Annotated in this window: 20 protein-coding genes and 2 pseudogenes; 3 read left to right on the forward strand and 19 right to left on the reverse strand. The window is 64.8% G+C overall.

Annotated elements, in window-relative coordinates; genetic code table 11:
- The first annotated feature begins 89 nt into the window (after nucleotides 1-89).
- Nucleotides 90-734 (forward strand): glutathione binding-like protein, encoded by a 645-nt coding sequence (locus tag RAD16_RS25890; RefSeq protein WP_458160664.1) that lies wholly within the window; start codon nucleotides 90-92, stop codon nucleotides 732-734.
- Between the two features lie 74 nt (nucleotides 735-808).
- Here RAD16_RS25890 and RAD16_RS25895 read toward each other — a convergent pair whose 3' ends face one another.
- From RAD16_RS25895 to RAD16_RS25945, 11 genes are all read right to left on the reverse strand, one after another.
- Nucleotides 809-1,576 (reverse strand): substrate-binding periplasmic protein, encoded by a 768-nt coding sequence (locus RAD16_RS25895; RefSeq protein WP_458160665.1) that lies wholly within the window; start codon nucleotides 1,574-1,576, stop codon nucleotides 809-811.
- A gap of 37 nt (nucleotides 1,577-1,613) precedes the next feature.
- Nucleotides 1,614-1,892, reverse strand: coding sequence for a c-type cytochrome (locus RAD16_RS25900; protein WP_458160747.1), 279 nt, complete (start codon nucleotides 1,890-1,892; stop codon nucleotides 1,614-1,616).
- 152 nt (nucleotides 1,893-2,044) lie between these two features.
- Nucleotides 2,045-3,763: an outer membrane protein assembly factor BamB family protein gene (locus RAD16_RS25905; RefSeq protein ID WP_458160666.1), complete on the reverse strand. Its 1,719-nt coding sequence runs from the start codon at nucleotides 3,761-3,763 to the stop codon at nucleotides 2,045-2,047.
- Nucleotides 3,764-4,070: 307 nt separating this feature from the next.
- Entirely contained in the window at nucleotides 4,071-5,375 is a 1,305-nt protein-coding gene (locus RAD16_RS25910; RefSeq protein WP_458160667.1) for a TRAP transporter large permease, read from the reverse strand.
- Nucleotides 5,376-5,406: 31 nt separating this feature from the next.
- Complete coding sequence (locus RAD16_RS25915; RefSeq protein WP_458160668.1) at nucleotides 5,407-6,000, reverse strand: TRAP transporter small permease subunit; 594 nt, start codon at nucleotides 5,998-6,000, stop codon at nucleotides 5,407-5,409.
- A 10-nt stretch (nucleotides 6,001-6,010) separates the two neighbouring features.
- Entirely contained in the window at nucleotides 6,011-7,009 is a 999-nt protein-coding gene (locus RAD16_RS25920) for a TRAP transporter substrate-binding protein (protein WP_458160669.1), read from the reverse strand.
- A gap of 33 nt (nucleotides 7,010-7,042) precedes the next feature.
- Nucleotides 7,043-8,701 (reverse strand): hydantoinase B/oxoprolinase family protein, encoded by a 1,659-nt coding sequence (locus RAD16_RS25925; protein ID WP_458160670.1) that lies wholly within the window; start codon nucleotides 8,699-8,701, stop codon nucleotides 7,043-7,045.
- Nucleotides 8,702-8,703: 2 nt separating this feature from the next.
- Nucleotides 8,704-10,788: a hydantoinase/oxoprolinase family protein gene (locus RAD16_RS25930; RefSeq protein ID WP_458160671.1), complete on the reverse strand. Its 2,085-nt coding sequence runs from the start codon at nucleotides 10,786-10,788 to the stop codon at nucleotides 8,704-8,706.
- A gap of 141 nt (nucleotides 10,789-10,929) precedes the next feature.
- Nucleotides 10,930-11,751, reverse strand: a complete 822-nt coding sequence (locus RAD16_RS25935; RefSeq protein WP_458160672.1) for an NAD-dependent protein deacetylase — start codon at nucleotides 11,749-11,751, stop codon at nucleotides 10,930-10,932.
- 130 nt (nucleotides 11,752-11,881) lie between these two features.
- Nucleotides 11,882-12,718 carry an SDR family oxidoreductase gene (locus RAD16_RS25940; RefSeq protein WP_458160673.1) on the reverse strand — a complete coding sequence of 279 codons (837 nt, stop codon included), beginning with the start codon at nucleotides 12,716-12,718 and terminating at the stop codon, nucleotides 11,882-11,884.
- Nucleotides 12,719-12,791: 73 nt separating this feature from the next.
- Nucleotides 12,792-14,111 (reverse strand): solute carrier family 23 protein, encoded by a 1,320-nt coding sequence (locus tag RAD16_RS25945; protein WP_458160674.1) that lies wholly within the window; start codon nucleotides 14,109-14,111, stop codon nucleotides 12,792-12,794.
- A 142-nt stretch (nucleotides 14,112-14,253) separates the two neighbouring features.
- Between RAD16_RS25945 and RAD16_RS25950 the strand changes: the two genes are divergently transcribed.
- Nucleotides 14,254-15,588 (forward strand): dicarboxylate/amino acid:cation symporter, encoded by a 1,335-nt coding sequence (locus RAD16_RS25950; protein ID WP_458160675.1) that lies wholly within the window; start codon nucleotides 14,254-14,256, stop codon nucleotides 15,586-15,588.
- A gap of 176 nt (nucleotides 15,589-15,764) precedes the next feature.
- Here RAD16_RS25950 and RAD16_RS25955 read toward each other — a convergent pair.
- The 3 genes and pseudogenes from RAD16_RS25955 to RAD16_RS25965 all read right to left on the reverse strand — a co-directional run.
- Nucleotides 15,765-16,038: pseudogene (locus RAD16_RS25955) on the reverse strand (oxidoreductase); the annotation flags it as partial.
- 84 nt (nucleotides 16,039-16,122) lie between these two features.
- Nucleotides 16,123-16,317: pseudogene (locus tag RAD16_RS25960) on the reverse strand (hypothetical protein); the annotation flags it as partial.
- A complete protein-coding gene (locus RAD16_RS25965; RefSeq protein WP_458160676.1) occupies nucleotides 16,272-17,012 on the reverse strand; it encodes an SDR family oxidoreductase in 741 nt (246 codons plus the stop codon). The pseudogene RAD16_RS25960 and the gene RAD16_RS25965, both read right to left, overlap by 46 nt.
- 121 nt (nucleotides 17,013-17,133) lie before the next feature.
- On the opposite strand from RAD16_RS25965, the gene RAD16_RS25970 reads away from it, so the two are divergent.
- Nucleotides 17,134-18,027, forward strand: coding sequence for a LysR family transcriptional regulator (locus RAD16_RS25970; protein WP_458160677.1), 894 nt, complete (start codon nucleotides 17,134-17,136; stop codon nucleotides 18,025-18,027).
- On the opposite strand, the gene RAD16_RS25975 is transcribed toward RAD16_RS25970, so the two are convergent.
- The 5 genes from RAD16_RS25975 to RAD16_RS25995 form a co-directional block, all read right to left on the reverse strand.
- Entirely contained in the window at nucleotides 18,022-19,626 is a 1,605-nt protein-coding gene (locus RAD16_RS25975) for an ABC-F family ATP-binding cassette domain-containing protein (RefSeq protein ID WP_458160678.1), read from the reverse strand. The two genes, RAD16_RS25970 and RAD16_RS25975, sit on opposite strands and share 6 nt — an antisense overlap.
- Before the next feature lie 170 nt (nucleotides 19,627-19,796).
- On the reverse strand, nucleotides 19,797-20,144 hold the full coding sequence (locus tag RAD16_RS25980; RefSeq protein ID WP_458160679.1) for a RidA family protein: 348 nt from the start codon (nucleotides 20,142-20,144) through the stop codon (nucleotides 19,797-19,799).
- 12 nt (nucleotides 20,145-20,156) lie between these two features.
- On the reverse strand, nucleotides 20,157-21,278 hold the full coding sequence (locus RAD16_RS25985; protein ID WP_458160680.1) for an NAD(P)/FAD-dependent oxidoreductase: 1,122 nt from the start codon (nucleotides 21,276-21,278) through the stop codon (nucleotides 20,157-20,159).
- Entirely contained in the window at nucleotides 21,275-22,693 is a 1,419-nt protein-coding gene (locus RAD16_RS25990; RefSeq protein ID WP_458160681.1) for an FAD/NAD(P)-dependent oxidoreductase, read from the reverse strand. The genes RAD16_RS25985 and RAD16_RS25990 overlap by 4 nt, the downstream gene beginning before the upstream one ends.
- Nucleotides 22,690-22,986, reverse strand: a complete 297-nt coding sequence (locus RAD16_RS25995; RefSeq protein WP_212298280.1) for a (2Fe-2S)-binding protein — start codon at nucleotides 22,984-22,986, stop codon at nucleotides 22,690-22,692. The genes RAD16_RS25990 and RAD16_RS25995 overlap by 4 nt, the downstream gene beginning before the upstream one ends.
- Nucleotides 22,987-23,008: the final 22 nt, after the last annotated feature.

Below are 23,008 nucleotides of genomic sequence, written 5' to 3' on the forward strand. Positions count from 1 at the left end.
TGGTACAAAAATCAATCTGGCCAGGTTGAGCGACACTCCAAGAGTCACGTGAAGAGTCACACCCGAGGAATTGCCCAAGGAGGCCCAAGATGGATCTTTATTTCTCGCCGCTCGCCTGCTCGATGGCGACCCGCGTTGCGCTGTATGAAGCCGGCGCAGAAGCGAATTATCTCGAAGTCGATCCGCCGACCAAGAAGGTGCTGAACGACGGCACCGACTTCCGCACCGTGAACCCGATCGGCCTGGTGCCGACGCTGCGCACCGACGAGGGCATGGTGCTGACCGAGAACGCGGCAATCCTGCAATATGTCGCCGATCGCTTCCCGCAATCGGGCCTCGGCGCGACGCAGGGCATCGATCGCACGCGCCTGCATCAATGGCTCTGCTTCATCGGCACCGAGCTGCACAAGGGTCTGTTCATCCCCGTGCTCGACCGCAAGGCGCCGCAGGAGACCAAGGCCTACGCGCTGGAGAAGAACCTGTCGCGGCTCGACTATCTCGACAATTACCTGAAGGGCCGCGATTTCCTGCTCGACCATTTCAGCGTGGCCGACGCCTATCTCGTCACGGTCATCAACTGGACCATGGCGACGCCGCCGATCGAGCTGGCGAAATGGCCGAACGTGAAGGCCTATTACGAGCGTCTGCGCCAGCGGCCGTCGGTGGCGAAGGCGATCGCGGAGGAGTTCGAGCTGTACAAGGCCGAGCAGGCGCGAAAGAAGGCCGCGGCGTAAGGCCAAAGCGATATCTTCGCATAGCGACGCCGTCCCGGCCAAACCGGGACGGCGTCACTCATTGAGCGTTTCAGCTACCTCGGCGCTTGCAGCACGATCCCATAGCGACCGTATATCCGATCGATCGTGCCGTCGTTGCGCAGCCGCTCCACCGTTCCGTCGATCGCCTCGCGCAACGCATCATCCGGGCGGACCATGCCGACGGCGACATTCCAGTTGAGGTCGGCCACGCCCTCGTCGCGATCCAAAATCCGGAGTGCCTTGTCCGGATGCATCAAATTGAAATAGCTGGCCGCGGCAGGCGTGACCGCAGCCGCATCGATCTCATGGTTTGAGACGGCGTCGAGGCTGTCGGTCTCGAAGCCGAAGGTCGAGGTGGGCACATGCCGTTGACCGATGATCATGGCGGCAACGGAGCCGACCTGCACGCCCACCTTGGTCTGCTCACTGAGGCCCTTGAACGATGTGAGCGCGCTGGATGACGGCACCGCGAGCGCGACACCCGTGCGATAGTACGGTTTCGAGATCCTCAAGCGGGTTTCGCCCTGCGCTTCGCGGTCGGCGATGACATCCAGAAGAATGTCGCAACCGGCGCTGCGCATTTGGTACTGCGTGATGATCCAGTCGAGCCGCAGCGAGACACCAAGCTCGCGTGCCAGCAACTGTCCCAACTCGACCTGAAAGCCGGGCGGATTGCCGGCCTTGCTCGCGAAAGGAAGCGAGTTGGGATGCGCGCATAGTCCGAGCGCGCCGCTCGCGCGGATCGCGTCCAGGGTTCGCGCCTGAGTCGGTCCCGACAGCCCGATGGCCGCACCGACGATGACCAGGACAATTGCCTTCATTCCACGTCCTCGTCTGGATGTGTCAGGTCCGGGCGGGTCAGCCCTCGCGCGGCTTCAAGGCGCGGATATATTTGATGATCTGGTCGATCTGCGCGTCACTGAAACTCTCGCCGAATGCCGGCATCGCACCTTGCTTCCCGCTCTTGATGCGATTGTGCAGAAATTCGTCGTCTCGTTGCGAATTCATCAGTTGCGGTCCCCTGCCGGCAGCCCGGCCGCCGTCGGAGTGGCAAAAGCCGCAGGTCCCCGCGAACAACTGCTCGACGTCCAACGAGCCGTTGTCCGGCGCAGGCGTGGCAGATTGTGCTTGAGCCATCACGACGCACAGCAACGAAGCGCCCAACACCGCCGGAAGCGACTGCAAATGCAGTTTCAACACGTCCGCTCCATTCCTGAATCACACGCGGCCGCTGCAATCGACCGATGAGCGGGCTTGCACCCGCTCCTCGGCAGATCGTTTGAGGCAGACTATTTCAAGCTGAAGACGACGAGGGCGCCGTCGTCGCGCGGCATGCTCTTGTAGACGCCTCCGAAGTTTGGCGCGTACTCGTCCGCCAACATGCCGCCAAAGCCCGCGACCACGGCGATGTATTGCTTGCCGCCGGCGGAGTAGCTGACGATGCCGCCCTGGTGGCCGGTGCCGTTGTTGTGCTTCCACAGCTCGGCCCCGGTTTCGGCGTCGTAAGCGTGAAGGATGCCGCGGGAGTCGGGCACGAACACGAGATTACCCGCGGTCGACAAGACGCTCCCAAGCGGCGGCTCGGGATAGCGAACCTCCCATTTCTTTGCTCCCGTGATCGGATCGCGCGCGTCGAGATGTCCGTAGATCTCGCCGCCCGGAGGAGGCGCCATCTTGAAGTCGGCGCCGATGTTGAGCTGGACCTGGGGCGAGGTGACCGGCGTCGTCTTCTGGACATCCAGTGTCATGCACCATTCCTGGCCGATCTTGTAGTAGAGACCGGTCTTCGGATTGTACGACCCGGCATTCCAGCTGACGCCGCCGCCAATGAACGGACACAGCGGTGGTTCGGTGACTTTCCCCGCGGAGAAATCGCGACGACCGATCAGAGCACCCGTCTTGGGATCAATATCCTTGACGAAGTTGATGTTCTCAACCAGCCGCCAAACGTTCTTCACGCCAAGATTGCGGTCGTAGACGAAGACGAAGCCGCCCTTGTTCGGATGAACCACGTATTTCTGGCCGTCGCGCTCGAGCATCACGAACTCGCCGACGGCGCTGTCGAAGTCCCAGGCGTCGTGCGGCAGTTCCTGGTGATAGGATTTCAGCTTGCCGGTATCGATGTCGAGTGCGATCACGGAACTCGTATAGAGATTGTCGCCCGGACGCGCGCCCTGCGTCTTGTAGTCTGCGCCCGACCAGTCGTAGAGCGGGGCCGGATTCGCGGTGCCCCACAGGATGGAGTTGGTCTCGGAGTCATAGGTGCCCGGCATCCATCCACCGCCGCCGCCCGTGCGCCAGGAATCGTTGCCCCACGTCTTCATGGCCTCGTCGGTGCCTGCGACCGTCAGGAACTCCCACTTCTTCTTGCCGGTGGTGGCATCGACGGCGAAGATCGGGCCACGGCCCGGCCATTCACCCCCCTGCGAGCCGATGATCACGCTGCCCTTCGCGTAGAGCGGCGCGCCGGTGAAACCGACCGTGAGTTTCTGCGAGTCGATCAGCCTGGTTTCCCAGAGGACCTTTCCCGACTTCGCATCCAGCCCGAACAGACGGCCGTCCATCGTACCGACGAAGACCTTGCCTTCGCCGAGAGCTACGCCGCGGTTGTAGGGCGAGTGGGTTTGTCGGCTGATGAGTGCCTCGTCCAGCTCCGGGGTGAATGACCAGAGCACCTCGCCCGTCGCGCCGTTCAGCGAAAAGACCCGGCTATAGGAACCCGAATAATAGAGCACGCCGTCGGCCACCAGCGGCATTGACTGCAGGCCACGCGTCGATCGTCCGGGAATGTGCATCCAGGCCACGCCCAGATTTCCGACGTTGTTCGCGTTGATCTGCGCCAGTGGGCTGTAGTGGTGGGATTTGTATGAACCGTGATAGGTGAGCCAATCGTTCTGCCCGGCGGACTCGATCCGGGCCGTATCCACGGATTGAGCTAGCGTCGCCGACGTCGCAAGTGTCGTAGCGACGAGAACAGGTAAGCCCGAGTTAAGCCATTGCTTCCTCATCTGCACTTCCTCCCGCTTGATGCTTATTGATTGCGTCTTGTAGGCGCCGCTGCGAGGGGAGTTTGCAGTTCAGTACGTGTCGATCGTTCTCCATCGGCACGGGCTGCCAACAGATGTCCCCTCTCTCTCGGCGCATATCGCCAAAGGAGCCACGTTCACTGGAATGGTCGTTGTTGCACTTCTGCGCGCGTCAAAGACTACGCCGGATCACAAGGAGTGCAAAGATGGAATGCGCGCGCGGGCAAATTTGAAACGGCAGCGACGTTGACCGTTTCGTCTCCATTGACAAACTCTTGACTGACGCGGGCTACCCGAACAGCACCCGCGGCAGGATCGTGACGATGCCGGGCCAGAGCGTCAGCAGCAGCACGAAGCCGACCATGATCACCAGATACGGCAGCGTAACGCGCGCGATGTAGCCGAGGCCATCCTCGGTCAGGCCCTGGATCACGAACAGGTTGAAGCCGACCGGCGGGGTGATCTGCGCCATCTCGACGGCGAGCACCAGGAAGATACCGAACCAGATCTCGTCGAAGCCCGCCCCCTTCACGATCGGCAGCACGATCGGCAGCGTCATCACGATCATCGAGAAGCCGTCGAGGAAGCAGCCGAGGATCAGGTAGAAGATGATCAGCACCACGATCAGCATGAAAGGCGACAGGCCGAGCCCCTTCACGAAGGCCGCAACCGCCTGAGGGATGCCGAGAAAGGCCGCGGCATTGCCGAGGATCGAGGCGCCGAGCACGATCAGCGCGATCATCGAGCAGGTCACGACCGAGCCGATCAGCACGTCACGCATCACCTGCTGCGACATCGAGCCCTGCGCCCAGGCGACCAACCCTGCCCCGAGCACCCCGACGGCGGCGGCCTCCGACGGCGTCGCGAGCCCGCCATACATCGAGCCGAGCACGCAGGCGATCAGGAACAGTGCCGGCGCGAGATCCTTCAGCGCGGCGAAGCGCTCGCCCCAAGGCACCTGCGAGAGCTTGGCTTCCGTCTCCGGCACCATCGCGGGCTTGAGCGTGGTGTGCAGCATCACCCAGCCCATGAAGGTGGCGGCGAGCAGCAGGCCGGGCAGCACGCCGGCGGTAAAAAGCTTGAGAATGGAAACGTCGCCGAGCACGCCATAGATGATCATGATGTTGGACGGCGGGATCAGGAAGCCGAGCGTGCCGGCGCCGGCGAGCGAGCCGATCGCGATGTCGCGGGAATAGCCGCGGCGCAAGAGCTCATTGAGCGACATGCGGCCGATCACCTGCGTGGTCGCCGCCGACGAGCCCGAGATCGCCGCGAAGATGGTGCAGCCGATCACGTTCACATGCAGCAGGCGGCCCGGCAGAAGCCCGGCCCAGGGCGCAAGTCCCTGGAAAAGCGAGCGCGACAGGCGGGTGCGAAACAGCAATTCACCCATCAGGATGAACAGCGGTAGCGCCAGCAGCTCCTGCGTGGTCAGGATGTTCCAGGCGTATTGCGGCAGCAGCTTGTCGAGCGGGATCGAGCGGAACATCGCGAGCAGCAGCGTCGCGGTGAGCGCAAGCGTGAGGCCGATCCAGACGCCGCCAGCCAGCAGCGCGAACAGGATCACGAAGAGAGCGACGACTTCGATGGTCATGGAATCCTGAATCCGGAAGCGAGCAAAACGGTCATTCGACGGGAGAGGCCTTCATGCGGTGATCCTCGAGCGGCAGGCCGAGCACCGCCTGGATCGCACGCGCCAGGAACTGGAGCGTAAGCAGCAGCATGCCGAAGGTGACGACGGCTTCCGGAAACCACAGCGGCGTGTCGCTCGAGGTCGAGACCTGGCCGCGCACATAGGCGCCGAACGCGAACTTCGCCATCGACGACGTCAGGAAGGCCATGAAGGCGAAGCCGGCTGCCGCCGAAAGGATCTCGATCGCGCGCTGCAGGGGCGGCGGCACGTTCTTGAGCAACAGCACGACGCGGATGTGGCCGCCGACGCGCAGCGTCATGGCGGCGCCGAAGGTGAAGGACGCCGCCATCAGGTAGGATGAGTATTCCCAGGCGATCGAGATCGTCGGCGGAAAGAACGACAGGAAGTTCGAGAGGAAGCGGGTTGCGACCTCGCACAGCATCAGCAGCGTCAGCGTCAGCAGGCAACCGCCGCCGATCCAGCCGTCGAGCCGGCCGAGACGGTCGATGCCGTCGAGCAGGATTCGCAGCGGCGCCGGCGCCGCCGCGTTGAGACTTTGCGGAACCGCCGGTGAAACGCTGGTCATGAGCTCGACCTCAGCGCTTCATTTCGGCGAGATAGGCCCGCACCGGCTTGTCGGCCGCCGGCACGCGCTTGAGGAAGGCATCGAGCTGCGGCGCGGTCTTGGCCCGGATCTCCGTCATCATGGCATCCGAGACCGGCACCACCTCCATGCCGCCTTCCTTGAGGCGGTTGAGGCTGTCCACGTCCGCCTTGAGCGAGTTGGCCCAGAAGCCAGGCTCCATCTTGGCGGCGACGCCGGTGACCAGTTGCTGCTGATCGGCCGAGAGCGCCTTCCAGGAATCGAGGTTGACGGTAAGCATCTGCGACGACCAGACGTGATTAGTCGGGTAGATGTATTTGAGGAATTCCCAGAACTTTCCGTCAACGCCCGAGACCGCCGAGGTGGAGACGCCGGACACCGCCCCGGAGGCCAGTGCCGGGATCGTCTCGCCCCAGGGGATCATCACGGGCGCCATGCCGACCACGGCCAGCATGTCGACGGCGTTCTTGTCGGGGACCCGGATCTTGATGTTCTTCAAGCCCTCGACGTCGGCGACCTTGGTCTTGAGATGCAGATACTGCGTCGGCCACGGCACGATGTAGAGGATCTTCTGGTTGTTGCGCGCGGCGACCTTCTCGTATTCGGGCCGCACATATTTGTGCAGCACCTTCAACTCGTCCATCGAGCTGCAAAGGAACGGAATGCTCTCGACGCCCATGAAGGGCTCGTCGCCGACCTGCTGGATGTTGAGGACGTCGGCGAGCGGCACGAGGCCGTCGCGCACGGCGCGCAGATGCTCCGGCCCCTTGAAGCCGAGCTGGCCGCCGGCCTTCACGGTGATGGCAACCGAGCCATTGCTCTGCTTCTTCACTTCGTCGGCGAATGCCATCGCGTTCTGGGTGTGGAAATTGCCGTCGGGCCAAACCGTCGACATGTCCCAGCTCACGGTCGCGGCCCGCGCGCGGGTCGAGATGTGGCCGGCGGCAAGCAGCGTGGCTGCGCCCGTGGCGAAGCTTCGTCGCGTGATCATTGAGCCCCTCCGTTTACCAAGCGCGATGAAGCATCACCGCGCGTACCCATAAACCTCAATCGCGTTCTCTGAAGACACGAGGCCGCTGTCGATGTCGTCCTTGACGGCCGCACGATCGCGCTCGGCGGGGGCACCGATGCCGGCACCCCCCGGTGTGAGCACCACCAGACGGTCATCCGGCGGCACCTGCTGGAAGCCTTTGCCACGCAGCTTCTTGCCGGACTTCAGGCCGACATAGCCGGCCTCGCCGTTCTTTCCGCCATCGCGGCCGCGCGGCGGATGGTCGATGCGGTCGAACGCCGCCAGGATGTCGAAGGGGGCATCGACGCCGCTGCCGACCTCGATGATCTGGCCGAGGCCGCCGCGGGTGCGCCCTGCTCCGCCGGAATCCGGACGCAGCTCCTTGCGCCAGAAGATCAACGGAGTCTGCGTCTCCGCGATCTCGACCGGCGTGCCGCGCACGCCGCTGGGATAGGCGGTCGCCGACAAGCCATCCTTGCCGAAGCGCGCGCCGGTGCCGCCGTTGGACGTCACCGCCATCGAGAACCCGTAATTGCCGCCGACGCCCGAGCGGGTCTGGCCGCGGACGTTGAGATTCCACAGGCACGAGGTGCCTTCCGCGGGCACGCGCTCGGGAATGATCTGGCGCAGGCAGCCGAACACGACGTCGGGCAGCATCTGGCCGATGATGTGGCGCGAGGCGACGGGTGCCGGCTTCGGCGCGTTGAGGATCGCACCTGATGGCGCCGACACCGTCAGCGGCGAGAGCGAGCCGGCATTGTTCGGGATCTGCGAGGCGACGACGCAGCCGAGGCCGAACACGGTATAGGCCGTGGTGTAGGACAGCGGCACGTTGATGCCGAACTTCGAAGCGGCGGACGTGCCGTCGAAATCGACGTGAATGCCTTCGTCCGAGATCGTCAGCGTTGCCGCCAGCGTGACCGGCGCATCGTAGCCGTCGACGACCATGCTGTTGCGCCAGCTCCCCTTCGGCAGCTTGGCAATCTCGGCCAGCACGGCCTCGCGCGAGCGGTCGCAGATGTAATCGCCGAGCTCATCGAGCGTATCGATGCCGAACTCGGTCATCATCTCGACCAAGCGCTCGCAGCCGACATCGTTGCAGCCAGCCAGCGAATAGGTGTCGCCCTCGGTGTCGATCGGCAGCCGCGTGTTGGTGCGGATCATCGCCATCAACGTCTCGTTGACGACGCCCTGGTCGATCAGCTTCAGCATGGGGATGTAGAGCCCCTCCATGAACACATCGGTGGCGTCAGGTCCGAAGCCGATGCCGCCGATGTCCATGAGATGGCTGGTGCAGGAGAACAGCGCGACGACCTTGCCATCCTTGAAGCAGGGCGTGGTGACGACGAAGTCGTTGAGATGGCCGGTGCCCATCCAGGGATCATTGGTGATATAGGCGTCACCTTCCTTCATCGTCTCGAGCGGAAAATGGTTGATGAAGTGCTTGACCGATTCCGCCATCGAGTTGACGTGGCCGGGCGTGCCGGTCACCGCCTGCGCCAGCATGCGTCCCCTGAGGTCGAACACACCGGCCGAGAGGTCGCCGCATTCGCGCACGATCGGGCTGAACGCGGTGCGCAGCAGCACCTGCGCCTGTTCCTCGACCACGGCGATCAGCCGGTGCCACATGATCTGGAGGTCGATCAGGCTCGCGCCATTTGCCTTGCTCATGATCAAGCTGCCTTCCGTTCCATGACGATGCTGCCGGCACCGTCGATATGGGCATCAAAACTGGTGGAGACGAAGGTGGAGGTCTCGTCCTCCGCGATCACGGCAGGGCCCGCAATCGTCGCGCCGGGCGCCATGTCCTCGCGGCGATAGAGCGGGATCTCGATTACCTCTCCTGCCCTTCCGTCGAAGAACTTTCGGCTGCCGGAGGCCTTCGCCGCGGGCTTCCGCGTAACGGCCGCAACCGTGGCCGGATTGCGCGCGTCCGTAGTTGCGAGCACCGACCAGCTCAACACCTCGATCGCCGCACCCGGGATCGGCCGCTCGAACATCGCGGAATAGTCCGCCTCGAATTTCTGGCGCAGGCCGGCGAGATCAGCCGTGGTCAGCGGCCGGTTCGGCAGCTCGACGGTGATCTCGTGGCCCTGGCCGACATAGCGCATGAAGGCCGCGCGACGTTCGCGCACCGGCGCACCGGCAGCACCCGGCTCGACCAGCGCACGCGCCTCGGTCACCATCTCCTGCAGGAGATCGGAGACCGCCGCAGTGTCGAAATCGTCGAGCCGGACGTGACGGCTGCGCACCAGTTCATAGGCGATGGGAGCCGCGAGGAATCCGACCGCAGAACCGACGCCGGCATTCGACGGCACGATCACGCGCGACACGCCGATCTTCTCGGCGACACGCGCGGCATGCAGCGGCGCCGCGCCGCCGAAGGCGATCAGCGTATGCTGGCCGACGATTTCGCCGCGCTCGACCGCGTGCACGCGCGCGGCACTCGCCATGTTCTCGCAGACGACCTCGTGCACGGCATAGGCCGCTGTTTCCGCCGACAGGCCCAGCGGTTCGCCGACGCTGCTCAGCAGGGCCTTCTTCGAAAGCTCCGGATCGAGCTTGATCGTGCCGCCGGCAAAGGCGTCGGGATCAATCATGCCGAGGGCGACGTCCGCATCCGTGACCGCCGGACGCTGGCCGCCGCGACCATAGCAAGCTGGACCAGGTTCGGACGAGGCGCTCTCAGGACCGACAGTGACGCGCTTCATCGCATCGACATGGGCGATCGAGCCTCCGCCGGCGCCGATCTCGACCATCTCGATCACGGGGATACGCACCGGCAGACCGGAGCCCTTCAGGAAGCGTGCGGCCCGATCGACCTCGAAGACGCGCGAAGTCTCGGGCTGGTATTTTTCGATCAGGCAGATCTTTGCGGTGGTGCCGCCCATGTCGAAGGACAGCACCTTGCTCTCGCCGAGCCGCGCTGCAATCTGCGCCGCGAAGATCGCGCCGCCGGCCGGGCCGGATTCGACGAGACGCACCGGAAACCGCCGCGCCGTCTCGATCGAGGTGACACCGCCGCCTGATGTGACGAGATAGATGGCGCCGCGGAACTGCTCGACCTGCAAGGCGTCGGCCATGCGGGCGAGATAGCCGTCGATCAGCGGCTGCACATAGGCGTTGGCGACCGCCGTCGAGGTGCGCTCATATTCGCGGATCTCCGGACACACCGCCGACGACACCGTCACGGAGATGCCCGGCAATTCCTCACCGATGATCGCAGCCGCGCGGCGCTCATGCTCGGGATTGGCATAGGAGTGCAGGAACGCGATCGCGACGCTCTCGACCTTCAGCTCGCGCAATTTCCGCACGAGTGCGCGGACCGCTGCTTCGTCCAGCGGGAGACGAACGGCGCCGTGCGCGTCGATACGCTCGGGCACGGTGAAGCGCAGGCTGCGCGGCGCCAGCGGCTTCGGCTTGTCGATGCTGAGATCGTACTGGTCGTAGCGGCTCTCGGTGCCGATGTCGAGCACGTCGCGAAAGCCGTCGGTCGCGATCAGTGCCGTTTTTGCGCCGCGCCGCTCGATGATCGCATTGGTCGCGAGCGTCGTGCCATGAATGAAGACGTCGATGTCGCTGATATGCGCACGCGCATCGGTGAGAATGAGACGCATTCCATCCAGCACCGCCTGCTCGGGCCGCTGCGGTGTCGTCAGCACCTTGCGCGTTTTGCGATCCTGCCCCACGTCCAGCACGATGTCGGTGAACGTACCACCGATATCCACGGCAAGCCGCACCTCGGCTCCTTCAAGCATTCCAAAATTCTCCGGCTGATCGTCAGAACTCAGGGTGAAAATGCAGCAATTTCCATGCCATCGAGCATGCCGAAAGCGCCGCGCCCGGCTATTCTGCTTGGCACCTATGCAATAGGCAAGACGTGTTCGTGTCGCGCCTGATCAGAGCAGGAATGCAAGCGCCGCTTCGCAGCGCTCCTCGACCTTCAGCGTGAGGAGATCATCGGCGCGGGTGCGGCCGAGATTGACGGCGGCAATCGGAATGTTGCGCTGCGCGGCCGCCTGCACGAAGCGGAATCCGGAATAGACCATCAGCGATGAGCCGACGATCAGCATGGCATCGGCCTGCGCCAGATGATCCTGCGCGGTGGCGACGACATCGCGCGGCACGTTCTCGCCGAAGAACACGACGTCGGGCTTGAGGATGCCGCCGCAGGCCTCGCAAGGAGGTACCTTGAACAAGGAGAAATCCGCATGATCGAGATCGGCGTCGCCATCAGGCGCGTCCGCGGCATCGAGCGCCAGCCACTCGGCATTGGCGTGGCCGAGTGCGTGCTGGAATTCATTCCGCGGCGTCCTGGCGCCACAGCCCATGCAGCGAACCAGATCGAGCCGGCCATGCAGATCGATCACCTGGCGGTGGCCGGCGGATTGATGCAGCCTATCGACATTCTGGGTCAGCAGCATCTCGCAGCGGCCGCTCGCCTCGAGCCGGGCCAGCGCGCGGTGCGCATCGTTCGGCTTCGCCTGGCCGAACCGACGCCAGCCGATCAGGCTGCGCGCCCAGTAGCGCTGGCGGGTATGCTCTTCGGACATGAAAGCCTGGAAATTGACCGGCTGGGTCCGCTTCCAATTGCCGTGGCTGTCGCGATAGTCGGGAATGCCGGAATTGGTGCTGCAGCCGGCGCCGGTCAGCACGAACAGCTTTTCGTGCCGGCCTACGAATTCTTCGAGCGAGGAGGTTGCCACCGGAGGGTTTGCCATGGCGCAGATGTAGTCTGTGCCGGCCCGTTTTGCCAGATCAGGGCCGTGCCGGCGGTTCGAACCCCGCAATCAGCTTGACGAGCTCGCTCTGCCGCGCCGTCCCTTGTGCGTGCTGTTGGCTGCGCGCCATCTAGCTCGCCCAGTTCTCACGGAACTCGGGGAATAGCGTCAGGCCCCCGCAGGCGTAGATCGTCTGCCCGGTGATATAGCTCGCATCATCGGATGCGAGGAAGGCAAAGACAGCGGCGATCTCTTCCGGCGTGCCGACGCGGCCGAGCGGAATGTGGCTGGTGACAACGCCGCGCTTCTCGGCGTCACCGGTCCAGGCCGCATTGATCGGCGTGTCGATCGCGCCGGGACCGACCGCATTGACGCGAATGCCACGGCCGGCGAACTCCAGCGCCAGCGTGCGCGTCAGATTGGCTATGCCGCCCTTGCTGATCGAATAAGCGAGATAGCCGGGCTTCGGGATGATCTGGTGGACGCTGGAGCAGTTGATGATGCTGCCGCCTCCGGCGCGCGCGACGAAATGCGCGAGCGCCTTCTGCGCGCAGAGCACGGCGCCATTGAGATTGACGTCGATGATGCGGCGGTAGGTTTCGATGTCGAGCGCCTCGCTCGCAGATTCCCGCTGAAAGCCTGCGTTGTTGACGAGACAATCGAGGCGTTTCCAGCGCGCCAGGACCGTCTCGAACATCGCAGCGACCTCCTGCTCATTGCTGACGTCGGCCTTGACGATGACATGATCGAGCTTGCCGTGGCCACGATCGCCCGACGCCGTGCGTGCCAGTGCGAGCGACTCCTCCGCCTTCTCGGGGTGATCAACATAGTTGATGGCGACGGTCGCGCCTTCCTGGGCGAGCCTGATGGCAACGGCGCGGCCGATGCCCTGTGACGCACCGGTCACCAGCGCATATCGGCCGACAAGGCGAGAGGGAAAGGCGGTCGAGAGATCGGTCTGTGGCATGAAGCTTTCTCCGGGATGCCTGATCATGGATGGAACCGTAGTTTTGTTCCATCCGCCAGCGCATCCCTGGGATTCATTCTTCGCGGCGCGCGATCGGCGAGGTCAGGATCTGGTAGAGAATGATGGCGCCGAAGGTGGCCGTACCGATTCCACCGATCGTGAACGCGCCGAATTTGAGCGTGAGGTCGCCTGCTCCCGCGGTCAACGCCACGGCGACGGTGATCAGGTTTGCAGGGATCGCGAAATCGACCTTGTTCTCGACCCAGATCCGGCCCGCCATTGCGGCGATCAATCCGAACAGCACGATCGAGAGGCCACCGATGACGGGCCCCGGGATCGACAGGATCAGCGCGCCGAATTTCGGCGAGAAGCCGAGCAGGATCGACACCGTGGCGGCGAACGCAAACAGCAAGGTCGAATAGACTTTGGTCGCCGCCATGACGCCGATGTTCTCGGCATAGGTGGTGACGCCGGTGCCGCCGCCGCAAGCCGCCACGATGGTCGCAAGGCTGTCGGCAAACAGGGCGCGGCCGAGATATGCATCGAGACTGCGGCCTGTCATGGCGCCGACGGCCTTGATGTGCCCGAGGTTCTCGGCAACGAGAATGACCGCAACCGGCGCGATCAGGAAGATCGCATCGGCATGAAAGGTCGGCGTCGTGAAGTTCGGCAGGCCGAACCACGGCGCGGCCGAGAGCTGCGCGAAGTCGATCGGCGTGCCGAAGCCGAGACCGTTCGCGAACAGCAGGTAAAACAGATATCCGCCGATCGCGCCGAGAATGATCGGCAGCCGGCGCCACAGGCCGGGAGCGGCAACCGCAACCACCCCGATCATCAGGACGGTCGCGAGCCCGATCCAGGTCTCGAACGCGTTGGCGCTCACCGCCTTGATCGCGACGGGTGCGAGGTTGAGGCCGATCGCGGCGACCACGGCGCCGGTGACTGCCGGCGGCATCAGCCGCTCGACCCAGCCGACGCCTGCCCACATCACGATCAGCGCGATCACCCCATAGAGCACCCCGGCTCCGACGATGCCGCCGAGCGCAACGGAGAGATTCGGGTTCGGCCCCTGCCCGGCATAGCCGGTGGCGGCGATGACGACGGCGATGAAGGCGAAGCTGGAGCCGAGATAACTCGGCACGCGCCCTGCGACGATGACAAAGAAGATCAGCGTGCCGATACCGGAGAACAGGACCGCCACATTGGGATCGAACCCCATCAGCAGCGGCGCGATGATCGTCGACCCCGACATGGCGACGCAATGCTGGAGACCGGAGACGATGGTCTGGCCCCATGACAGCCGTTCCTCCGGCATGATCACGCCCGAGGTCTTGAGTTTCCAACGCGGAAAATAGCTCTGTGATTGCTCGTCCGAGCCGGTTGCGATCGTCATGTTCCCCCCGTTGCGGTGCAGCGATTGATCTTCGTGCGATCCGACAAAAATGTGATTGTCGCTTCTGCGGCGGCCATCACATGATGCAAAACATACAAGATTCAAAATCTTGCAAGATCAATACGTTCCGGGGCCCCACAAGATGACACAAGTCGCGATCCAGCCAGCCGTCCATCGCCGGCATCAGCCCTGGTACAAGATCCTCTACGTCCAGGTTCTGATCGCGATCGTGCTCGGGGTGCTCATCGGCTATTTCTATCCCGATCTCGGCAAGTCGCTGAAGCCGCTCGGCGACGGCTTCATCGCGCTGATCAAGATGATGATCGCGCCGGTGATCTTCTGCACCGTGGTTCACGGCATCTCCTCGATGGGTGACCTCAAGCGCGTCGGCCGGGTCGGGCTGAAGTCGCTGATCTATTTCGAAACGGTCTCGACTGTCGCGCTCGCGGTCGGCCTCCTGGTCGGCGAGATCCTCCAGCCCGGGCACGGCTTCAACATTGACCCCGCCACGATCGATCCGAAATCGGTCGCGACCTACGTCACCAAGGCCAAGGAAGAAGGCATCGTCGCCCATCTGATGGCGATCATCCCCGACAGCTATGTGGGTGCGATCGCGCGCGGCGACCTGCTCCAGGTGCTGCTGATCTCGATCCTGTCGGGCTTCGCCATCGCCTTCCTCGGCAAGGCTGGAGAGCCGATCGCGGAGGCGATCGACAAGGCCGCAAAGATGTTCTTCGGCATCATCCGCATCATCGTGCGCGTGGCGCCGATCGGCGCGTTCGGCGCGATGGCCTTCACCGTCGGCGCCTACGGACTCGGCTCGCTGCTGAACCTCGCCGCCCTGATCGGCACGTTCTACCTGACCAGCATGCTGTTCGTGCTGATCGTGCTGGGCTCGATCGCCCGCCTCGCCGGCTTCTCGATCCTGCGCTTCATCGCCTACATCAAGGACGAGCTCCTGATCGTGCTCGGCACCTCGTCGTCGGAGACCGTGCTGCCGCAGATGATCCAGAAGATGGAGCATCTCGGCGCCTCGCGCTCGGTGGTCGGCCTCGTGATCCCGACCGGCTACAGCTTCAACCTCGACGGCACCAACATCTACATGACGCTTGCGACGCTGTTCCTGGCGCAGGCTACCAACACGAATCTAACGATCTGGCAGGAGCTCGGCATTCTCGGCATCGCCATGATCACGTCGAAGGGCGCCTCGGGCGTGACCGGTGCCGGCTTCATCACGCTGGCGGCCACGCTCTCAATCGTGCCTGACATTCCGATCCAGTCGATCGCGATTCTGGTCGGCATCGACAAGTTCATGAGCGAATGCCGCGCGCTGACCAATCTGATCGGCAATGGCGTCGCCTGCGTCGTCATCAGTATGTCCGAAGGCGAGCTCGACCGCGAGGCGCTGCACGAAACCATGGCCCATCCGCTGGAGATCGGCGAATCGCTGGAACCTGGTGGCGGCGCGACGTCGTAGGCCGCAGCGCGGGAAGCGCAGCTGAGTCCCGACGCGGTAGTTTCCCGGAATAGTCAATTGCCGCGGCAGGCGTCACAACAGCGATGTTGGGATCACGGATCGATACTCATTCATTCCACCCGACGCGCTGGGGGCAGAGCGTCGGGTTTTTGTAGATTCTCGCGAGCGCAGACGCATCAGGCCAGCACTTTGGGCTTCAGCAGATCGCTGAGGCCCACCCGGTGCAGCATCTCGGCGCGGACGCGGTCGAGCACGGTGAAGCCGACATCGGCGCCGTCTTCCGAGGGATCGATGTGGACGCGGAACGGCCGCTTTCCGAACGGTGCGCCGATTCACGACCGCCTCGGCCACCAGACCAACATCGGCATCCTCAGGCACGATTGCCGCAAACGCCTTCTGCACCTGCTCGCCAAAGCCCTGATACGGACCGGCCTCGTATTCCGCGGCGCGCAGATCAGCACCGTTGTCGCGCGAAAATGCCGCCATCTGCTCCACGACGGCCGCGTTGCGGGATTTCGTCTGACGCATCGAGCCGTAGACGGTGTGGCCAGCCTTGGCCAGGGCTTCAGCCGTGAGACGGCCGAAGCCGCTGGATGCGCCGGTGATCAGGACGATCTTGGTCATGGGATATCTCCTTCGATTTTCGTGGTTGATGTCTGGTCTTGATGTCTGGTCTTGCGGGATCAGATGATCCCGCCATTGGTGCGCAGCACCTGACCGTTGATCCATGCGCCATCGGGGCCGGCGAGGAACGCGACCGCGGCAGCGACGTCGGTGGGCTGGCCGAGCCGCTCCAGCGGCGCGAGCTTGGCGAGATGGTCGATCACCTCTTTGGTCTTGCCGTCGAGGAACAGCTTCGTCGCGGTCGGGCCCGGCGCTACCGCGTTCACGGTGATGTTGCGGCCGCGCAGCTCCTTGGAGAGCACATGCGTCATGGCTTCGACCGCCGCCTTGGTGGCGGCATAGACGCCGTAGCTCGGAGACAGCAGTCCGGTCTGGCTCGAGGACAGGTTGACGATGCGGCCGCCATTGCGCAGCCGACGCGCGGCCTCGCGCAGCGTATTGAAGGTGCCCTTCAGGTTGATCGCCATCTGGCTGTCGAACAGGGCGTCGTCGGCCTCGGCGATCGTGGCGAGCCGCATGATGCCGGCATTGTTGACGATGACGTCGACACCACCGAACGCGGCGTCCGCCATGTCGAACATGCGCGCGACCGCAGCGGGGTCGCTGACGTCGGCCTGCGCGGTGACGGCACGGCCACCGGCCTTCTCGATCTTGCCGGCCAGCGCTTCCGCGTCGGCGGCGCCGCCCGCATAGTTGATGACGACCGTGAAGCCGTCGCCCGCGAGCCGTTCGGCAATCGCCGCGCCAATGCCGCGCGAGCCACCGGTGACGATTGCGACTTTTCCGTTTGCGTTGGACATTTGCCTTCTCCGTGGTTCCGAGCCGCTCCTTGCGGCTGACACGGAGGAAATTGCCCTTTGCGGGATCAAAGATAATCTGGCATAAGTGGGCATCATTGTTCTGACTTAGCGAACAATTGCCATGGACCGTCTGGACGCGATGCGGCTGTTCACCCGCGTGGTCGAGCGCCGCAGCTTCACCCAAGCCGCGAACGACATCGGCCTGCCGCGCTCGAGCGCAACGCAGGTGATCCACCAGCTCGAGCGCCGGCTCGGCGTACGACTGCTCCAGCGCACGACGCGGGTGGTTCGCCCAACGCTCGACGGCGAGGCCTATTACCGCCGTTGCCTTGCCATTCTCCAGGATGTCGAGGATGCCGAGGGCGCGTTCTCGGGGACCAAGCCGAAGGGCATGCTGCGCATCGAGGTGCAGGGCACGCTGGCGCGCCATTTCCTGATGCCGAACCTGCCGAAGTTCTTCGCGCAATATCCCGACGTCGAGATCGCGATGAGCGAAAGCGACCGCTGGGTCGATCTGGTCCAGGAGGGCGTCGACTGCGCACTGCGCTGGGGCGAGCTCGCCGACAGCGGGCTGATTGCGCGTCGGATGGCGGTGCTCGATCGCGTCACCTGCGCCGCGCCCGCCTATCTGAAACGCATCGGACGGCCGAAATCGATCGAGGATCTCGCGCGTCACCACATGGTCGGGCTGCGGCGGCTGTCCAGCGGCGACCTCGAGCCGTTGCGGTTTGCCGTCGACGGCAAGCTGCACGACCTTACGCTATCCGCGCCATTCTCGGTCACGGGACCGGAGAGCTATCTGCTGGGAACGCGGCTGGGCCTTGGCATCGCCCAGATGCCGCGTTTCCACATTGCCGACGATCTCGCACGCGGAAGCCTGGTGGCCCTGCTTCCGGATAACCCGCCGCCCTCGGCGCCGGTCTCGCTGATGTATGCGCAGAATCGCCAGCTCACGCCGCGCGTGCGCGCCTTCAGCGATTGGTTGGCGCAGGAGTTTCGCAAAGACGGCTCATGACGTTGGCGTGGTGTCGATCGCAGAGAGATCGAGCCGGCGCGTCACGCCAATCGCCTCCAGGAACGCCTCGTCGTGACTGACGACGAGCAGCGCGCCGTCATAGGCCCGCAAGCCCGCTTCGACGGCTTCGATGGACCCGATGTCGAGATGATTGGTCGGCTCGTCCAGGATCAGCAGCGAGGGCGGCCTCGCTCCTCCGAACACGCAGGCAAGGCCCGCGCGAAGCAGTTGCCCACCGCTCAGGCTGCCGACGTCCTGCATGGCTGCATCGGCGCGAAACATGAACCGGGCCAGGGCGGCATGGCACTCATTGGTGCCCGCCTTTGGATTGAGACGCCGAAAATTGTCCAGGATGGAGATCGTCGGATCGAGCAGGCTGACCTTCTGGTCGAACAGCGCGAAGTCGGGCGTGACCCGCACCGTGCCCGCCAGAGGCGACATCTCGCCGGCAATGAGCTTGAGCAGCGTCGTTTTGCCGGAGCCGTTCGGCCCGGCAATCGCGACACGTTCCGGACCGACGATGGCGAGCGACAGGTCGCGCAAGACCGGCCGCTCCGGCTGATAGCCGGCACTGACCCGATCGAGCCAAACCACCTCCCTCCCCGCCGGCAGCTGGGTCGAAGGCAGTTTTACGGTGAGCGGCTGAAGGATCTCGATGCGCCGGCGCGCGCTGTCGACCGCATCGAGCGCCTCGGCGCGGCGCCGCTCGGTGATCCCCGCGGTCTTGCCGCCGCTATCCTCGCTGCGATCCTTGCGCGCGCCAGCCAGGATGCGCGGCATGTCGCCCTTGGCGCGCCTCTTCTTCCCAACGCTGTCCTTGCGCGCCTTCCGTTCGGCCGCCTCCTGCGCCTTGCCATCAATCTCGGACAGGTGCTTCTCGGCATGCGCGAGGTCGTGCCTGACGGCGGCGAGCTCGACGGCCTTCTGCGCGCGATAGCTGCTCCAGTTGCCACCATATCGGGTCGCGCCGAGCGAGGTCAGATCCACGATGGCGTCCATCGTCTCGAGCAGGGCCCGATCATGGCTGACGACGATCGCGCCGCCGCGCCAGGCGGCCAGCAGATCGATCACGGCCTGGCGCCCGTCGCGATCGAGATTGTTGGTTGGCTCGTCCAGCAGTAGGAAGTCCGGTTCGGTAAACAGCAGCGCGGCAAGACGAACGCGCGTGAGCTGTCCGCCGGACAAGCGGTCCAGCATGGTATCGGGCGCGACATCGAACCCGACACGGGCCAAGGCCGATCCGAGCCGGGTCTCCAGCATCCAGTCGGCGTCGGCGACATCCTCGGCCGAGGCATCGCCGCGCTCGGCCCGGCGAAGCAGGTCCAGGGCATCGCGCGCACCGAAGAGATCAACAACCGTCGCACCGGCGTCGAGCCGGGCGTCCTGGCGCAGCAGCCCGACGGTTCCGTTGACGATCACGCGCCCCGACTGCGGAACGTGCTCGTCCGTGATCGCGGCGAGCAACGTCGTCTTGCCGACGCCGTTACGGCCGACGAGGCCGGCGCGTTCCGCGCCGAAGGTCAGATCGATGTTGGAGAGAAGCGAACGGCCGTCAGGCGTGGACAGCGACAGGCGTGACAGGATGATTGAAGCAGGCATGGAATTCCCCGTGAGCAATGCGGATCGGCGTTGCGGTCGGGGTGAAATCCATGGCTGCGAATATCCTTGTTGATGGGGCTCTCTTACTAGTCCCGCAAGAGGGCGAGATCAAGCCGCGGTACGGAGGACGACGGCCTGGTGAGCGCCGACGTCCCTCGCGGTCTATACGCTCAGCCCTTGAACGCGGTGACGACGACCTCGATCAGCGCGCCGCCGCCGAGATCGGCGACGCCGACGGTGGCGCGGGTCGGCAGATTGTCGCCGAAGAACTCGGTCCAGGCCGCGTCCATCTCCTTCTTCTTGGAGAGATCGGTGACGAAGATCGACGCGCTGACGACGCGGCTCTTGTCGGTGCCGGCTTCCTTCAGATAGCCGGCGATCTTGCCGAGGATGTTGCGGGTCTGGTCACCCATCGAGACCGAGGTGTCGTCGGCGATGGTGCCACCCACGAAGACGAAGCCGTTGGCTCCGACGGCGCGGTGCATGATGGGGGTGCGGATGCTGCGGGTGATGCTCATGATGTCCTCTTCTTAGAGCGTGGAAGGATGGAAGCGGTCGATGCCGAGATCGCTGACGCGGGTCTGGCTGCCGCCATTGACGATCAGCTCCGCCATCACCGCGCCCGCGCCGGGGCCGAGCTGAAAGCCGTGCAGCGAGAAACCGAACTGGTGGTAGAGCCCCCTATGGCGGCTGCTCGGCCCGAACACGGGAATGTCGTCCTTCATCTTGGCCTCGATGCCGGCCCAGGCGCGGACGATCGTGGCGCTACGCATCACCGGGAACAGCTCGAACACGGTGCGCGCGCTGGTCGCAAGGCTCTTCCAGTCCAGCACCGTCTCGTTGCGATCCTGATAGGGCGTCGCCAGATGGCCGCCGCCGATCAGCACGGTGCCGTTGGAGAACTGCTTGAAGGAGAGTTTTCGGCCGCGAAGGATCACGACGGGATCGATGAAGTGCGGCACGCGCGAGGTGATCATCAGCATCGGCGCCACGGTCTCGACCGGCACGGGCTCGCCGAGAGCGGCCGCGATCTTGCCGGCCCAGGCGCCGGCGGCATTGACGAGCACCGGCGCGGCAAAGGTCTCCGTGCCGACATCGACATGCCAGAGGCCGTCGTTGTAGCGGATGTTGCTGGCGGCCACACCTTCGCGCACGGTGGCACCTAACTGCTCGGCCTTGCGACGGAACGCCGTCGTCGTCTGCGCCGGATTGGCCGCGCCGTCGCGGCGCGAGACTACGCCGCCGGGGCAGGTCTCGGCGACCGCGGGCACGAGCCGCCGCAGCTCAGCGGCGTCGATCAGCTCCTCATGGGTGAAGCCGAGCGCATTGAGCTCGGCGACGCGCGCGCGGCAGACCGCGAGCTCTTCCTCGTTCTCCGCGACCAGCACCTGGCCATGGCTCTCGAAGCTGCAATCGTCATCGAGGAGATCCTTGATCTTCTCCCAGATTCCCATCGAGCGAATCGAGAGCGGGATTTCAGGGATGTGCCGCGCGAGCTGACGCACGCCGCCGGCATTGACGCCGGAGGCGTGGCGGCCGGCATAATCCTTCTCGATCAGCACCGGCTTCAGGCCGGCGAGGCACAGATGCAGCGTCGTCGAGCATCCATGGATGCCGCCGCCAATGACGATCGCATCCACGTTTATCGTCATCCGCGCACCACGGCCTTGATATCGGTCTCGCTCTTCGGGACGGCGGCAAGCTCGGCGAGCGTAATCGGCTTCACCGGCGCGCGCAGCCGGTAATAGCCGATCTCCTGCGGAGTCTTGCCGCGCGCCTGCGCCATCAGCTCGGTGACGGTGAGGCCGCAGAGCCGGCCCTGGCACGGGCCCATGCCGGTGCGGCGATAGGCCTTGAGCTGGTTCGGCCCGGTCGCGCCGATCGCGACGGAATCAAGAACGTCCTTTGCGGTGACCTCCTCGCAGCGGCAGACGATGGTGTCGCCCGAGGGAATGCGGAACTGCGGCGCAGGACGGAACAGCGTATCGAGGAAGACCCGGCCGCGTTCGGCCTTGGCGAGATCGGAACGGAGCGTTGCCATCGGCGCAAGCTTCGCGGCAGATGCAGGCGCCAGCGCTTCGACCGCGGCGCGGGCCGCGGTGCGGCCGCGCACCACAGCGGCATTGGCGCCACCAATGCCGGCACCGTCACCGGCAATCGCGATTCCGGCGACGGACGAATTGCCGCTCGCGTCCAGCACCGGCGACCAGCACAGTTGCAGATCGTCCCAGCGATGCTCGATACCGGCGGACATCGCCAGATTGACGTTGGGTACGACGCCCTGATGCAGCAGCAGCAGATCCGCAGGGATGGTCTCGCGCTTGCCGCCGGCGACGTAGCTCACGCTCGCGAGCTGGCCATCACCGGACGCCGCAAGCTCGGTGACACCGGAGACGACCTGCACTTTGGCTTTCACCTCGCGCATCATCAACAGGCCCTTGGCGAAATAGGGCGAGGTCAGGAAGGCAAAAGCGTGCGGCAGCGCGGCGAAATAATTGCCGCGCTCGGTGGTGTCGAGGATGCGGTCGATGCGGCCGCCGAGGCGCAGGATCTGCGCAGCGAGCAGCCAGAGCAGCGGTCCCTGCCCGGCGATCACGGTACGGCCATCGGGCACCAGCGCCGAGGATTTCAGCATCGTCTGTGCGGCGCCTGCGGTCATCACGCCCGGCAGGGTCCAGCCGGGAATCGGGAACGGCCGCTCCAGCGCGCCGGTCGCAAGGATCACGCGCTTCGCCTTGACGAAGGCGGACGCGCCGCCGATCGAGATGGCGATGTCGAGGTTGCGGTCGAGACTCCAGACGGTGGCCCGATGAATCACTTCGGCGCTGCTCGCGCGCAGCGACTGCACGAGATCGGCGCCCACCCAATAGTCGGCGCCGAGCTGGTTGCGGTCGGTCACGGGCGTGGACGAGATGGCGCGGAACACCTGGCCGCCGGGGCCGATGTTCTCGTCGAGCAGCAGCGTCGTGAGACCTGCTTCGGCTGAGGTCGTAGCGGCGGCAAGGCCGGCGGGACCGGCGCCGATCACCACCAGGTCGTAGTCTTCGCGCTTGGGAGCCATAGTCATTTTCCGATCTCCCGCTTGCCCTTCTGAATCTCGATCTGCATGCCCTCGGCGACGGGCACGAGGCAGCCCTGGCGATTGCCGACACCGTCGATGGTGACGAGGCAATCGAAGCACACGCCCATCATGCAATAGGGCAGACGCGGCGCGCCGCTCACTGCCGTCGACCGCCGTGCGTCCTGGCCGGATGCCAATAGCGCAGCGGAGACGGTGTCGCCCTGGCGCGCAGCGACGGCCACGCCGTCGACGAAGATCTGCACTTGCGGACGCTTGTCCTGTTCGGATCGTCTAAACATGGGATGCCTCTTGGCTCCTTCA

It is taken from the genome of Bradyrhizobium sp. 18BD, from assembly GCF_054185225.1.

What these genes read in the sequence shown, in the direction of transcription:
- RAD16_RS25890 (WP_458160664.1), top strand. Translation starts at nt 90, where the DNA reads ATGGATCTTTATTTCTCGCCGCTCGCCTGCTCGATGGCGACCCGCGTT.
- RAD16_RS25895 (WP_458160665.1), bottom strand. Translation starts at nt 1,576, where the DNA reads ATGAAGGCAATTGTCCTGGTCATCGTCGGTGCGGCCATCGGGCTGTCG.
- RAD16_RS25900 (WP_458160747.1), bottom strand. Translation starts at nt 1,892, where the DNA reads ATGGCTCAAGCACAATCTGCCACGCCTGCGCCGGACAACGGCTCGTTG.
- RAD16_RS25905 (WP_458160666.1), bottom strand. Translation starts at nt 3,763, where the DNA reads ATGAGGAAGCAATGGCTTAACTCGGGCTTACCTGTTCTCGTCGCTACG.
- RAD16_RS25910 (WP_458160667.1), bottom strand. Translation starts at nt 5,375, where the DNA reads ATGACCATCGAAGTCGTCGCTCTCTTCGTGATCCTGTTCGCGCTGCTG.
- RAD16_RS25915 (WP_458160668.1), bottom strand. Translation starts at nt 6,000, where the DNA reads ATGACCAGCGTTTCACCGGCGGTTCCGCAAAGTCTCAACGCGGCGGCG.
- RAD16_RS25920 (WP_458160669.1), bottom strand. Translation starts at nt 7,009, where the DNA reads ATGATCACGCGACGAAGCTTCGCCACGGGCGCAGCCACGCTGCTTGCC.
- RAD16_RS25925 (WP_458160670.1), bottom strand. Translation starts at nt 8,701, where the DNA reads ATGAGCAAGGCAAATGGCGCGAGCCTGATCGACCTCCAGATCATGTGG.
- RAD16_RS25930 (WP_458160671.1), bottom strand. Translation starts at nt 10,788, where the DNA reads ATGCTTGAAGGAGCCGAGGTGCGGCTTGCCGTGGATATCGGTGGTACG.
- RAD16_RS25935 (WP_458160672.1), bottom strand. Translation starts at nt 11,751, where the DNA reads ATGGCAAACCCTCCGGTGGCAACCTCCTCGCTCGAAGAATTCGTAGGC.
- RAD16_RS25940 (WP_458160673.1), bottom strand. Translation starts at nt 12,718, where the DNA reads ATGCCACAGACCGATCTCTCGACCGCCTTTCCCTCTCGCCTTGTCGGC.
- RAD16_RS25945 (WP_458160674.1), bottom strand. Translation starts at nt 14,111, where the DNA reads ATGACGATCGCAACCGGCTCGGACGAGCAATCACAGAGCTATTTTCCG.
- RAD16_RS25950 (WP_458160675.1), top strand. Translation starts at nt 14,254, where the DNA reads ATGACACAAGTCGCGATCCAGCCAGCCGTCCATCGCCGGCATCAGCCC.
- RAD16_RS25965 (WP_458160676.1), bottom strand. Translation starts at nt 17,012, where the DNA reads ATGTCCAACGCAAACGGAAAAGTCGCAATCGTCACCGGTGGCTCGCGC.
- RAD16_RS25970 (WP_458160677.1), top strand. Translation starts at nt 17,134, where the DNA reads ATGGACCGTCTGGACGCGATGCGGCTGTTCACCCGCGTGGTCGAGCGC.
- RAD16_RS25975 (WP_458160678.1), bottom strand. Translation starts at nt 19,626, where the DNA reads ATGCCTGCTTCAATCATCCTGTCACGCCTGTCGCTGTCCACGCCTGAC.
- RAD16_RS25980 (WP_458160679.1), bottom strand. Translation starts at nt 20,144, where the DNA reads ATGAGCATCACCCGCAGCATCCGCACCCCCATCATGCACCGCGCCGTC.
- RAD16_RS25985 (WP_458160680.1), bottom strand. Translation starts at nt 21,278, where the DNA reads ATGACGATAAACGTGGATGCGATCGTCATTGGCGGCGGCATCCATGGA.
- RAD16_RS25990 (WP_458160681.1), bottom strand. Translation starts at nt 22,693, where the DNA reads ATGACTATGGCTCCCAAGCGCGAAGACTACGACCTGGTGGTGATCGGC.
- RAD16_RS25995 (WP_212298280.1), bottom strand. Translation starts at nt 22,986, where the DNA reads ATGTTTAGACGATCCGAACAGGACAAGCGTCCGCAAGTGCAGATCTTC.